The sequence below is a fragment of the Xanthomonas sp. NCPPB 3582 genome, assembly GCF_041475735.2.
Taxonomy (GTDB): Bacteria; Pseudomonadota; Gammaproteobacteria; order Xanthomonadales; family Xanthomonadaceae; genus Xanthomonas; species Xanthomonas codiaei.
In genome coordinates this window covers 3,588,671-3,601,792 of the sequence record NZ_CM192968.1, presented here as the reverse complement: position 1 = coordinate 3,601,792, position 13,122 = coordinate 3,588,671, and the positions used below count along the sequence as shown (strand labels likewise).

The following is a 13,122-nucleotide window of genomic DNA, read 5'->3' as shown; positions in this document are numbered from 1 at the left end:
TTTGACGCTTTTGCGGCTGCGACGGCTTGCACGCAACCTTCACGCGCACGTCACTATGGTCGCGCGCTTTTCCGGGAAAACATCGCCAGATGGATGCCCAGACCGCCATCGACAACGCAGGGCCGCTGTCTCACGACAGCCGGCAGTGCCAGCTGTTGGTGCAGAGCGTTTCCGACTACGCCATTTACATGCTCGATGTCGCGGGGAATGTGCGCAGCTGGAATCCCGGTGGCGAGCGCATCAAGGGCTATCGCGCCGACGAAGTGCTCGGCGTGCATTTCTCGCGTTTCTACCTGCCCGACGATGTGCAGCGCAACGAGCCCATGCACAATCTCGAGCTTGCCCGCCAGCAGGGGCGCCTGGCCACCGAGGGGTGGCGCCTGCGCAAGGACGGCAGCCGTTTCTGGGCCAGCGTGGTGATCGAGCCGGTGCTGGAATTCGGCGTGCTGGTCGGCTTTGCCAAGATCACCCGCGATGTCACCGACCGCCACGAAGCGCAGCGACTACTGCAACAGGCGCAGCATGCACTGCTGGAGTCGCAGAAGATGGAAGCGCTGGGCCGGTTGACACTGGGCATGGCGCACGATTTCAACAACCTGCTGACGGTCATGGTGACCAGCCTGGACCTGATCGCCTTGCGCGCCGGCGATGATGCGCGCACCCGCATGCTGGTGGAAGCGGCGCAGACGGCGGCCGATCGCGGCACCTTGCTGACGCGGCAACTGCTTTGCTTTGCGCGCGGTCAACGGCTGGCACCGGAACGACATGCCGCCAATGCGGTAGTGACGCGTGCGCTGGAGCTACTGCGCCGCGCCTGCCCGGCCGGGATTGGTCTGGCGTTGCAACTGCCCGATGCATTGCCGGATGTGTGCGTTGACCCCAGTCAGCTCGAATCGGCACTGCTCAACCTGGTGTTCAACAGTTGCGATGCGATGCCCGACGGTGGCGCGATCGCATTGAGCACGGCCGTGCAGCAGCGCGCTGTGCCATCGGAGCCGCACGGCGCGGTGCGCCGCTATGTCGGCATCGCCGTGCGCGACGACGGCCCGGGCATGTCGGCGCACGTGGCGCAGCGCGCCAGCGAACCGTTTTTCACCACCAAGGATGTTGGCAAGGGCTCCGGCCTGGGGTTGAGCCAGGTGTTCGGCTTTGCGTCCCAGTCCGGCGGTTTTGCCGAGATCGAGACCGCCCCAGGATGCGGCACCACTGTCACCCTGTTTCTCCCGGCCATCGAGGAGGCCGAGCATGACTGAACCCCTGCGCCTGCTGATGGTGGAAGATCAGGAAGAACTGCGCGAGTTGATCGGCGAAGCGTTACGCGATGCCGGCATCAGTGTCGACACCGCCGACGATGGCTATGGCGCATTGCGCATGCTGCGCGAGAGCGGCCCTTACGATGTGGTGTTCAGCGACATCCGCATGCCCAACGGCATGTCGGGCATCGAATTGAGCGAGCAGGTGGCGCAGTTGTTGCCGCAGGCGCGCGTAATCCTGGCGTCGGGCTTTGCCAAGGCGCAGCTACCGCCGTTGCCGGCGCGGGTCGATTTCCTGCCCAAGCCGTATCGGCTGCGCCAGCTCATCGACATGTTGAAGGGAGCGGCCGCCAGCGCCTGAGCGCCGGCAGCTGCGAGGTGGGCGTTGCACCCACCCCGGAGTCGCGTCACCCTGGTTTCGACATGTTTCTGCAGCCAGCGCTGATCGCTGGCTGCACAGCCGCTGCCGCGCTCAGCGGCTCTGGTAATACACCTTGTCGATGGCGATCTCCACCGGCGCTGCCGGCGGGTCGGCCACCAGCATGAAGGGCTGCTTCACCGCCTGCAGGTCCAGATCGTAGAACGCGCTGAAGGGAATGCTCACCTCGTGCCAGGCCCCATCGCGCACCAGTCCGTACTGGTTGCCACCGGCCACGAAATCCACCCAGCTATCGCCAAAACTGGTATTGATGCCGACCTTGAACGTGGATGCTGTGGTCGTCTTCAGGTGCAGCTTGAGCGTGCCACCGGCGTAGGCGGCCAGGTTGCGGTAATCGCTCTGGATGCCCAGCCCGAACCAGGCGCCGGCGTTGGCGCGATAGGCCATCACGCTGCCGCCCTCGAACGGTGCCTGCGCGATCGGGCTGAGGTTGTTCCACAGATACAGTTCGGCATCCTGCCCGAAGGTCAGCCGCGCGCTGGTATCGCTCTGCTCGGTGAACACACCGAAGCGTCCGGCGGGGACCGCATGTTGCGTGCCCACGTACAGCTGCGATCCGGGGTTCTGATACAGGCGGATGTAGTCGACCTCCATCTTGCCGGGCAGTGGTGCGGTGACGGCCGCCGGCGAGGTCACGCCGGTATAGGTTCCGCCGACGGCCAGATTGAGCAGCAGATAATGCTGCTGGTGGAATTCGTGCAGCGATGCGCCTTCGATATTGGAGATGGCAAATTCGAAGTATTGCTGCCCATCGATCGACACGCGCAGGAACTGCGGGTCCCAGGTCAGCCGGTACACATGGAAGTCGTTGTGCAGGTTCACTGGGTGGGTGTAGCTGGTGTCGTAGTCGGCTTGCGAGCCGTTGTAGTCCCAGTGCACGGCCGCACCGATGCGGCGATTGGCGGTGCCGTTGGCGATCGCTGCGGCCATGCCGGCTTCCATCAGGTCGATCTCGCCACGGCCGGGCCACACGCCGATCGTGCCCAGCATCCAGTACGCCGGCCACAGCCCATTGCCGACTGCCGGTGTCTTGATCCGTGCTTCCAGCGTGCCGTACTTGAAGTGCATGCGGCCTTCGGTCTTGAGCCGCGCCGAGGTGAACGGCATGCCCTGGAAGGCCTCGCGTCTGGCTTCGATCACCAGCCGGCCGTTGTCGATGCGCGCGTTCTCGGGGCGGCTGGTGTAGTACTGCATCTCGCCGTTGCCCCATCCGCACAAGCCGATCTGGCAACCGGTGCCCACATCGTAGGTCCACTTGCTGCCGTCGATGGACGGCCCGTTGAAGTTCTCTTCCCACACCAGGGTTTGCGCGTGTGCGCCGGGCGCCAACGCCACGCCGAGCACAACCGCCACCTGCATCGCCACACTGCCCAAGGACTTCATGCGTGCTTCTCCAAGCGCGGGCCGGGGCCCGTGGAGAGGCGACGCTGCGGAGCCGGTACTTCAGTGTCAAAGCAAATGTCCGGCGTGTTTCAGTTTCGTGGTGTTCATTCCGGAATAATCAATCATTGGCGTGACGCCGGTCGCAAACGATGGCCGCCGCATGTTGCGTGGCAGCAGCCGGCAGCGATGCCTGACGGAAACTGCCGTTACTGCGTCGGCGTGGATCGCCGGTGCAACTGGGCAGGCACCCTCGCCATGCGTTGCATGCGAGTCGGATCGCCCGTGCGTCCCGGGTGGTGGGCGACCATGCGATCGGCGCAAGATAGCCATCCCCAGTATCGCGTCCCGCGGCGCCAGCGCACCGATCGCCCATCCGCCGCTGGCGGCTCACTCAAGCCTGAGCATCACCACCGAGCGCGCAGGTAGCGCCACCGCCAGCGTCTTGCCTTGCAGGCGTGCCTGCTTGAACGCTGCGGGTTCCACTGCGTGCGGCTGCGCGAACGTGTTGTGCGCGGTGATCGCGGGGGCGGTGAGAATCTGTCCCTCGACACGGCGTGCGGACAGCCCCCGCACCTCCACGCTGACGTCAGCCGCGCTTGTTGCATCCAGGTTGGTCAGCGCCACATACACATGCCCATCCCTGGCCTTGACGGCCGAGCCGTGCACCGCCGGCACGTGCACGCTGCCATGGCGATACTCGGGCGTGCGCAGCTCGAGCGGCAGCTGGGAGGCGTCCTGGTAGGGTTTGTACAGTGCGAACACGTGGTAGGTCGGCGTCAGCACCATCCTGTCGCCGTCGGTGAGGATCATCGCCTGCAGCACGTTGACCATCTGCGCGATGTTGGCCATGCGTACGCGCTCGGCATGCGCGCTGAAGATGTCGATATTCAGCGCCGCCACCAATGCATCGCGCAGGCTGTTCTGCTGGTGCAGGAATCCCGGGTTCGCACCGGGCAGGCCGGCGTACCAGGTGCCCCATTCGTCCACCACCAGGGCCACTTTCTTGGCCGGATCGTACTCGTCCATGATGGCGCTGTGCTTGGTGATCAGTTCGTCCATCACCAGGGTGCGCGAGAGCGTGTCGATCCACGCGGCCTCGTCGAAATCGGTGGACGAGGCGCGCGGCGGCCAGCCGCCGGGCACGGTGTAGTAGTGCAGGCTCAGGCCATCCATCAAGGTGCCGGCCTCGCGCATCATCACCTCGGTCCAGTGATAGTCGTCGTTGTTCGGGCCGGGGGCGATCTTGAGGATCTTCTGGTTGGCTGGCGCCTTGACGAAGGTCTGGTAGCGCCGGTACACATCGGCCGCGTATTCCACCCGCATGTTGCCGCCGCAGCCCCACAGCTCGTTGCCCACGCCGAAGTAGGGCACCTGCCAGGGCGCATCGCGGCCATTGGCGCGGCGCTCGCTGGCCAGGCTGGAGCGGGTGGGGGCGGTCATGTACTCGCTCCACTGCGCGATCTCGTCCGGCGCCGCATTGCCCACGTTGCCGGCGATGTACGCCTGGGTGCCGAGCAGTTCGGTGAAGTCCATGAACTCGTGGGTGCCGAACCGGTTGGATTCCTCCACGCCGCCCCAGTGGGTGTTGACGCGGATCGGGCGCTTCGCCGGTGCACCCACGCCGTCGCGCCAGTGGTATTCGTCGGCAAAGCAGCCACCCGGCCAGCGGATATTGGGCACCGCGATCGCCTTCAACGCCGCAAGCACGTCGTTGCGATAGCCGCGCGTGTTGGGAATCGGCGACTCCTCGCCCACCCACACCCCGCCATAGATGCCGGTGCCCAGGTGTTCGGCGAATTGCCCGAACACCTGGCGCGACACCTGTGCGCCAGGCTGGTCCACGCGCAGCGTGCCGGTCACCTTGACCTCGGCCGCAGGGGCCGCCAATGCGGTGATCGCCACGGCGGTCGCAACCATGGCGGGCAGCAGCCTGCTGCGTGAAGTCTGCAACGCGAGGGAAATCCACTGCATCGGCTGGGCGCTCCTGGGATCGGTAGGCGAGGGCGTGCGCCGGCGTCGCAGGCGTGGCGGTAGGGTAGTGCGTGCGTGGCCGTCTGTCGCCGCGTTGGATGATGGGAAGGCGAGCCCTGCCGCGTGCGCGCGCTGGTGCGTGCCGGCGGCAGTGTCAGGCCGGCCAGGATGTGCGCAAGCGCATGGCCGGCGACGGCGCCAGGCGGCTATGCTCGCGGGCTTCCAACAGCGGCGGGGCGATCCATGCAGCGAGTGTTCGGGCAGTTGCCAGACGGAACCGAGGTCCATGCGTTGACCCTGCGCAGCGATGCCGGGTTGACGGCCGAAGTGCTGACCTATGGCGGCATCCTGCACACGCTGCATCTGACCACCGCACAGGGCGTGGTGCCGCTGGTGCTGAACCTGCCGGATCTGCCTGCCTACGCCGCCGATGGCGACAGCCTCAACATCCTGGTCGGCCGCTTCGGCAACCGCATTGCCGGTGCGCGCTACACGCTCGATGGCCTCACCCATGTGCTGGCCGCCAACGAGGGGCGCAACCAGCTGCACGGCGGCCTGCGCGGTTTCGGCCGGCGGGTCTGGAGCGTGCTGGAGCAAACCGCCGAACAGGTGCTGCTTGGCTACGATTCGCCCGATGGCGAAGAAGGCTATCCCGGCAACCTGCAGGTGCGTGCACGGCTGGCCCTGCATGGCGACACGCTGCAGCTGGACTTCGAGGCGCGCTGCGATGCCGCCACGCCGGTGAACCTGACCCATCACCCCTATTTCAACCTGTCCGGCGACCCGCAGCTGCGTGCCGCATCGCAGGTGTTGCGGGTGCCGGCGGACCGCTATCTGCCGGTGGATGCCGAATCGATCCCGACCGGGGAGATCGCCGCAGTGGCCGGCACGCCGTTCGACTTCCGCACGCCTGCCGCGCTGGCCGAGCGGATCGACCCGGCGCATCCGCAGATCGTGCTGGGCAAGGGCTACGACCAGTGCCTGGTGCTGGCCGAGGGCGCGGACTGCGTTGCCGAGCTGTACTCGCCGCACAGCGGCGTGGCGATGCGCATCAGCAGCGATGCGCCGGCCGTGCAGCTCTACGAAGGGCAGCATCTGGATGCGCATCACCCCGGGCTCGGGCGCGGCATCTGCCTGGAGCCGCAGGACTACCCGGATGCGCCCAATCACCCACAGTTCCCCTCGACCATCCTGCGACCTGGCCAGGTCTATCGCCGCCGCATCGCCTATCGCTTCGCCCACCCGGGCCCGCAGCAGCCATGGGAGTTGGTCAGCGCTGCATTGGATGGATAGAGGCTGCGTCGGCGCCGGTGACCGTCGGTCACCCGACGTCATCGCAATCAGCGCGGGCCCAGCACCAGTTCGATCACGAACTTGCTGCCGAAGAACGACAGCACCAGCAGCGCCATCGCGGTCAGCGTCCAGTGCACCGCCTTGGTGCCGCGCCAGCCGTTACGCCAGCGGCCGATCAGCAGCGCGCCGAACACGATCCACGACAGGATGCTGAGCACGGTCTTGTGCAGCAGGCGCTGCGCCAGGAAGTCCTGCACGAACAGCAGGCCGGTCAGCAGGGTCAGGCTCAGCAACACGAAGCCGACCGTGATCGTGCGGAACAGCAGCGTTTCCAGCTCGGTCAGCGGCGGCAGCGCACGCAGCCAGGTGTGGAAGTCGCGTCGCCGTAGTGCGCGCTCCTGCAGCCACAACATGATCGCCAGCAAGGCGGCGATGCCCAAGGTGGCGTAGGCCAGCAGGGCCATCCACGCATGCAGCTCCAGCCGCCAGCCCAGGTCCGCGCTGGGCTCGTGGCCATAGGCGTGGTAACAGGCCAGCAGGATCGCCGACAACGGGAACACCACCACGCCCACCGCTGCGGTCCTGCCGCGCCCGCCGAACACCGCGGTCAGCCCAGCCATGCCCAGCCCGGTCAGCGACAGCGCCGCAAAAAAATGCATGTCCGGCCCACCGGCGGTACGCAACGCCACCAGCACGTGGTAGCCGGCATGCAGCGCCACCGCTGCCAGCGCCGGCGCCAGCCAGCGCGCAGGCGACTGGTTGCCATCGCGCATCACCGCGCGGGTGAGCAGGGCCGCAGCCAGCAGGTACAGGGCGAACGCGATGAGAACGATTGTCATCGTGGAAGTTTCGCATACTGGGGGCTGGGATTCGGGATTCGGGATTCGGGATTCGGGATTCGGGATTCGGGATTCGGGAAAAGCTGGCGGCGGCGGGGTGCGTGGGTTTGGGGTAGGCGGGGAAGCGGTGCACGTAGCGACGGGAGGCGCCCGCGAGTGAGGCGTGCCTCGACTCCGCACCACACCAGGCTCGCACCGGCAGGCAGGCAGGCAGGGCGGGGCGGGGCGGTAGGGCGGACTGGTCTGGTCTGGTCTGGTTGCTGCTGCTCTTGTTCTTCTTCTTCTTTGCGGGCCCGTTGTGCTGGTGTCCGCACCGCCGCGCGTTCGCGGAGTTCCTCCCTCGGGACGGTGCTGCCAGGCAGGGGACGGGCCGGTTGGGGTTGGGGCTGGGCGTTGGCCGGTGCCGCTATAATCGACGCCCGTTTCCCCTTCGCGGTCCCTTGCGCATGTTCGAGTCCCTTACCCAACGTCTCTCCGGCACCATGGAGCGCCTGCGCGGCCGCGGCCGCCTGACCGAGGAGAACATCCGCGAAGCCACCCGCGAAGTGCGCATCGCGCTGCTGGAGGCCGACGTCGCGCTGCCGGTGGTGCAGGCGCTGATCGAGCGCATCAAGGTGCGTGCGGTGGGCCAGGAAGTGCTCAAGTCGCTGACTCCGGGCCAGGCCCTGATCAAGGTGGTGCGCGACGAGCTCACCGCCGTGATGGGTGCGGCCGCCACGGATCTCAATCTCAACGTGCCGGCTCCGGCCATCGTGCTGATGGCCGGCCTGCAGGGCGCGGGCAAGACCACCACCGTGGGCAAGCTCGCCAAGCACCTGAAGGAAAAGCGCAAGAAGAAGGTCATGGTGGTCTCGGCCGACGTCTACCGCCCGGCCGCGATTGAGCAGCTAAAGACCCTGGCCGAACAGGTCGGCGTGTTGTTCTTTGCCTCCGATGCGTCGCAGAAGCCGGTCGACATCGTGCGCGCGGCCATCAGCGATGCGCGCAAGTCCTTCGTCGACGTGCTGCTGGTCGATACCGCCGGTCGCCTGGCCATCGATCAGGCGATGATGGACGAGATCAAGGCGCTGCACGCTGCGGTCAATCCCACCGAGACCCTGTTCGTGGTCGATGCGATGACCGGCCAGGACGCGGCCAACACCGCCAAGGCGTTCGGCGAGGCGCTGCCGCTGACCGGCGTGGTGCTGACCAAGACCGACGGCGATGCCCGCGGCGGCGCGGCGCTGAGCGTGCGCTACATCACCGGTAAGCCGATCAAGTTCGTCGGTACCGGCGAAAAGACCGACGGCCTGGACGTGTTCCATCCCGACCGCGTCGCCAGCCGTATCCTGGACATGGGCGATGTGCTGTCGCTGGTGGAGCAGGTCGAGCACAGCGTCGACCAGGAAAAGGCCGCCAAGCTCGCCGCCAAGGTCGCCAAGGGCAAGAAGTTCGACCTCAACGACATGAAGGAACAGCTTGAGCAGATGCAGAACATGGGCGGCATCCATGGGCTGATGGACAAGCTGCCGGGCATGGGCCAGATCCCGGACAACGTCAAGCAGCAGGTCACCGGCAAGGAAGTGCCGCGCATGATCGCCATCATCAACTCGATGACCAAGAAGGAGCGCCGCAATCCGGCGTTGCTCAACGGCTCGCGCCGCGCCCGCATCGCACGCGGCTCGGGCATGCAGCCGGCCGACGTCAACAAGCTGATGAAGCAGTACCAGCAGATGGAAAAGATGATGGGCAAGCTGGCCGGCGGCGGCATGAAGGGCCTGATGCGCAACATGAAGGGCATGATGGGTGCGATGGGTGGCCGCGGCGGCATGCCGTTCCGCTGAGTACAGTGGTGTGTTGATGCGTCCGCTTGGTCGCATCATCTGTTGAGTATTGAAATCGCTTCAATGTTAGGATTGCGCGCCCGCGGACGGGCGAGCTTGCTCGTGGATGAGCAACCTAATCATCGGAGGATTCATGCAAGGATTTAAAGGATTTTTCTGCAAGTTTGCGATCGGTCTTGCTGGTGTCGGGCTAGTGGTTACCTGTAGTGCGGCATCCATATTTTCTTATTCCAGTAACGCAAATGATTTCATTGGCCAAGGCAAGTCCGCCGTTTTGACGGATGCCAACGCGGCCTTCGGCCTGCGAGGTACCGAAGACCGGCTTACATTTACTGTAAATGCCACTTCGGGCGAATCTTGGTTTATACGGATGAGTGCTCCGGTCGGTGGCGTTCTGGCTCCGGGAATATATGGGAGCGCAGAGCGGTCAGCATTTAAGACGGGACGTTCGCCTGGCCTTGATGCCTCCAGTACCGGGCGGGGATGCAATGAGGTATGGGGGAAATTCACGATCAGGCAGATTTCGTTTGACGTCGCTGGGAATGTGGATAAGTTAGAGGCGACGTTCTTGCAGCGATGCGATGGTAGTAAGGCACCGGCGCTCGCTGGTGTCATTAGCTACAATGCTCCGCCATTATCTTTGAAGCTTACCAGTGGTGTTGGTGATTACATTGGTGGTGGCGTCGGGAAGATGTATTACAACGACACCAGCATCTTCGTGCTTAGCGGAACAACTTCGCGCCTTCAATATTACGCGTCAGGCCAACGTGATGACTGGTCTGCAAGCATAGTCGCACCAGTGGGGAAGGCGTTGGTGCCTGGCCGTTATTCTACAAATCGTTTTGGGGATCGTACTCATGCCGGCTTGGATTTCGCCGGCAATGGACGAGGATGCAACGAGAATAGCGGTACGCTGAATGTGCGTGCTATCGAAAAAGATGTCGAGGGTAATGTAGTCAAGTTGCATGCTGAGTTTGAGCAGTATTGTGGGACTGCGCCGTTACGTGGAACGATCCGCTTCGGTATCTAGTCAGCAAGGTTGGCCCGTGACACGCGGGCCAACCTTGTGAGTCTGTCCCGTCTTTCAGTGCGTCATTCTTAATCTCTCAATGCGTGATTTTTAATTGGTGTGTCAGGCATGAGCTGTTGGGCGTATCGTTGCCTCGCTGTTTGGTAAGTTGGATGACCAATTCATTGGGGGTGATGCCTGAGGCATAACGAAAGACGGTGCGCATGGTTTGATGTCTCAATGCATACTGGGACTCGGTCGTAATGTTTCAGAGTGACGATGAATCGTTCGAACTCAAGTCACGGTGCCGCTTTTTGCGAGCGCTTCGGTCTGCGCCTGCCGATCCTGCTCAGTCCAATGGCCGGCGCCTGCCCGGTGCCGTTGTCGGTGGCGGTTGCCAATGCCGGCGGCATGGGGGCGATGGGGGCGGTGTTGTCGCAGCCGCAGGACATCGTGGCGTGGATGCAGGCCTTCCGGCAGGCTGGTGACGGGCCTGCGCAGGTCAATCTCTGGATTCCCGGTCCGGCGCCCGCGCGCGATGCGAAAGCCGAGGCGCGTGGGCGTGCGTTTCTCGCGCAATGGGGGCCGTCGGTGCCCGAATCGGCGGACGACGCTGGGCCGGCCGACTTCGATGCACAGTTCGAGGCCTTGCTCGCCGCACGCCCGACGGTGGCCTCCTCGATCATGGGCGTGTTCCGTCCCGATCAGGTGGCGCGACTGAAGGCGTCCGGCATCGCCTGGTTCGCCTGCGCCACGACCTTGCAGGAGGCGCGTGCGGCGCAGGACGCCGGCGCCGATGCGGTGGTTGCGCAGGGCGCGGAAGCCGGCGGCCATCGCGGCGCGTTCGATGCCGTCCAGGCCGAGCGCCAGATGACCGGCTTGTTTGCGTTGTTGCCGCGCCTGGTCGATCACCTGGACGTCCCGGTCATCGCCGCCGGCGGCATCGCCGATGCGCGCGGGATCGCCGCGGCGCTGCTGCTCGGCGCCAGTGCCGTGCAGATCGGCACCGGCCTGCTGCGCACGCCCGAAGCGGCACTGCCCGGCGCCTGGGCCGACGCGCTGGCCACGTCCGAACCCGAGCAGACCCAGCCCACCCGCGCATTTTCCGGACGACTCGGCCGCGCGCTGGCAACGCCTTACGTGCGGGCCGCCAGCGCGGCGGATGCACCGCCGCCGGCACCGTATCCGGTGCAGCGCGCGCTGACTGCACCGATGCGCCAGGCCGCCGCGCGCGACAACCGCCTGGATGCGATGCAGGCCTGGGCCGGGCAGTCGGCCTGGATGGCGCCTGCGCAACCGGCCGGCGACCTGGTCACGCAGTGGTGGGAGCGGGCGCAGGCCCTGTTATGTCGCTGATCTTCTGCAACGGCGCACCGGCCAGCGCGCAGCAACTCGGCGCCGCGGCGCTCATCAACTACGGCCACTTCACCACGTTGCAGGTCCGCAACGGCGCCGCGCTGGGGCTGGATCTGCACCTGCAGCGCCTGCAGGACGGCAGTCGCGCGCTGTTCGGCCAGGCGCTGGAGCCGCAGCAGCTGCGCGCGCACCTGCGTGCCGCGCTGGCCGCGTCGGCCATGGCCGATGCCAGTCTGCGCGTCACGGTGTTCGCGCCCGATTACGATTTTCGCAACCCCTTGCGCGAGGTCGCGCTGGAGGTGCTGGTCGCGCTGTCGCCACCTGCGGACATGCCCGAGACCGGGCTGCGCGCGCAGCTCGCCGAGTACGTGCGCGAACGGCCGGAACTCAAGCATGTCGGCACCTTTCCGCTGCTGCACCTGCGCCGGCTGGCCATGCAGGCCGGCCATGACGATGTGGTGCTGCACGATCGGCAGGGCAGGGTGCTGGAGGGGGCGTTCTGGAATCTGGGGCTGTGGGAGCGCGGTGGAGTGGTGTGGCCGCAGGGGCCGGTGCTGCTGGGCACGCGGCAACAGCTGCTGCAGGCGGGACTGACGGCGCTGGGCATCGCCCAGGTGAGCCGGCCGGTGGAGCTGGGCGAGCTGGAGCGTTTCGATGGCGCATTCGCCTGCAACGCACGCGGGCAGCAGGCCATCGTTGCGCTCGGGCCGGCCCGCTGGGCGCCGCATGCCGCGCAGCTGCCGCTACTGGAGCGGGCCCTGCAAACCCATGCCTGGCAAGCGATCTGAGCGATCCGGCGCAGTTGCGCGGGGTGGCTTGGCTTCGCTGGCGCGGCCGGCTATAATCTCCGGCTTACCGCGCCACTCTGGCGACTGGGCAACTTAGGAAAACGACACCATGGTCAAGATTCGACTGACCCGCGGCGGCGCCAAGAAGCGTCCGTTCTACCACATCATCGTGACCGACGTGCGCAGCGCGCGCGACGGCCGCAACATCGAGCGTCTGGGTTACTACAACCCGGTGGCGCAGGGCGCCGAACCGCGCATCGTGCTCGATATCGCCCGTGTCGACCATTGGGTTGGCAACGGTGCACAGCTCACCGACAAGGTGCGCAACCTGTATCGCGAAGCGTCCAAGTCCCAGGCCGCTGCGGCCTGATCTTGAGGGCCAGGCCTCGCTGCCCGGCCCAGAGTCGACCCAGATGAAGCCGACCGAGCGCCGCATCCTGTTAGGCAGGATAGTCGGCGCTTTTGGTGTCAAGGGCGAGCTCAAGCTCGAATCCTGGACCGAGCCGCGCATCGCGATCTTCCGGTACCAGCCGTGGATCGTGCGCTCGCCATCGGGCCAGGAATCGATGCTCAGCGGTGTGCGTGGACGCGATCAGGGCAAGAATCTGATTGCGGTGTTCCCCGATATCAGCGACCGCGACACCGTCGAAGCCATGCACGGGACCGAGATCTTTGTTCCCCGCAGTGCGTTGCCGCCGCCCAAGCCCGATGAGTATTACTGGGTGGATCTGGAAGGCCTGCAGGTAGAAACCGTCGAAGGGGTCAGCCTCGGCACGGTCTCGCACCTGTTCTCCACCGGCTCCAACGACGTGGTGGTGGTGCGCGGCGATCGCGAGCGGATGATTCCGTTCGTGTTGCCGGACTACGTCAAGTCGGTGGATTTCGAGGCCAACCGGATCGTGGTCGACTGGGACCCGGATTTCTGAGCGAAGCCATCCGCTTCGCTCTTGCCTTCCCATTCCCGATTC

The 13,122-nt window shown here is 65.7% G+C and carries 12 protein-coding genes; 9 read left to right on the top strand and 3 right to left on the bottom strand.

Annotated elements, in window-relative coordinates; all coding sequences use genetic code 11:
* Positions 1–89 precede the first annotated feature (89 nt).
* Positions 90–1,253 carry a PAS domain S-box protein gene (locus ACCQ05_RS15170; protein WP_228961712.1) on the top strand — a complete coding sequence of 388 codons (1,164 nt, stop codon included), beginning with the start codon at positions 90–92 and terminating at the stop codon, positions 1,251–1,253.
* Positions 1,246–1,614 (top strand): response regulator, encoded by a 369-nt coding sequence (locus tag ACCQ05_RS15165; protein WP_228961713.1) that lies wholly within the window; start codon positions 1,246–1,248, stop codon positions 1,612–1,614. Before ACCQ05_RS15170 ends, ACCQ05_RS15165 begins: the two co-directional genes overlap by 8 nt.
* Before the next feature lie 111 nt (positions 1,615–1,725).
* On the opposite strand, the gene ACCQ05_RS15160 is transcribed toward ACCQ05_RS15165, so the two are convergent.
* Positions 1,726–3,075: a glycoside hydrolase family 16 protein gene (locus ACCQ05_RS15160; RefSeq protein ID WP_228961714.1), complete on the bottom strand. Its 1,350-nt coding sequence runs from the start codon at positions 3,073–3,075 to the stop codon at positions 1,726–1,728.
* Positions 3,076–3,462: 387 nt separating this feature from the next.
* Positions 3,463–5,046, bottom strand: a complete 1,584-nt coding sequence (locus ACCQ05_RS15155; RefSeq protein WP_372391257.1) for an alpha-N-arabinofuranosidase — start codon at positions 5,044–5,046, stop codon at positions 3,463–3,465.
* A 243-nt stretch (positions 5,047–5,289) separates the two neighbouring features.
* Between ACCQ05_RS15155 and ACCQ05_RS15150 the strand changes: the two genes are divergently transcribed.
* Positions 5,290–6,339 (top strand): aldose epimerase family protein, encoded by a 1,050-nt coding sequence (locus ACCQ05_RS15150; protein WP_372391255.1) that lies wholly within the window; start codon positions 5,290–5,292, stop codon positions 6,337–6,339.
* Positions 6,340–6,386: 47 nt separating this feature from the next.
* On the opposite strand, the gene ACCQ05_RS15145 is transcribed toward ACCQ05_RS15150, so the two are convergent.
* Entirely contained in the window at positions 6,387–7,178 is a 792-nt protein-coding gene (locus ACCQ05_RS15145) for a cytochrome C assembly family protein (protein ID WP_228961717.1), read from the bottom strand.
* A 446-nt stretch (positions 7,179–7,624) separates the two neighbouring features.
* On the opposite strand from ACCQ05_RS15145, the gene ffh reads away from it, so the two are divergent.
* From ffh to rimM, 6 genes are all read left to right on the top strand, one after another.
* On the top strand, positions 7,625–9,001 hold the full coding sequence (gene ffh, locus ACCQ05_RS15140; RefSeq protein WP_169705450.1) for a signal recognition particle protein: 1,377 nt from the start codon (positions 7,625–7,627) through the stop codon (positions 8,999–9,001).
* Positions 9,002–9,107: 106 nt separating this feature from the next.
* Positions 9,108–10,031, top strand: coding sequence for a hypothetical protein (locus ACCQ05_RS15135; protein WP_372391253.1), 924 nt, complete (start codon positions 9,108–9,110; stop codon positions 10,029–10,031).
* 258 nt (positions 10,032–10,289) lie between these two features.
* Positions 10,290–11,366: an NAD(P)H-dependent flavin oxidoreductase gene (locus ACCQ05_RS15130; RefSeq protein ID WP_372391251.1), complete on the top strand. Its 1,077-nt coding sequence runs from the start codon at positions 10,290–10,292 to the stop codon at positions 11,364–11,366.
* Positions 11,357–12,154 carry an aminotransferase class IV family protein gene (locus tag ACCQ05_RS15125; RefSeq protein WP_372391249.1) on the top strand — a complete coding sequence of 266 codons (798 nt, stop codon included), beginning with the start codon at positions 11,357–11,359 and terminating at the stop codon, positions 12,152–12,154. The genes ACCQ05_RS15130 and ACCQ05_RS15125 overlap by 10 nt, the downstream gene beginning before the upstream one ends.
* A gap of 109 nt (positions 12,155–12,263) precedes the next feature.
* The gene (rpsP, locus tag ACCQ05_RS15120; RefSeq protein WP_029220601.1) at positions 12,264–12,524 is read left to right on the top strand and encodes a 30S ribosomal protein S16; all 261 of its coding nucleotides are present in this window, start codon (positions 12,264–12,266) and stop codon (positions 12,522–12,524) included.
* 43 nt (positions 12,525–12,567) lie between these two features.
* Positions 12,568–13,080, top strand: a complete 513-nt coding sequence (gene rimM / locus ACCQ05_RS15115; protein ID WP_372391247.1) for a ribosome maturation factor RimM — start codon at positions 12,568–12,570, stop codon at positions 13,078–13,080.
* Positions 13,081–13,122 lie beyond the last annotated feature (42 nt).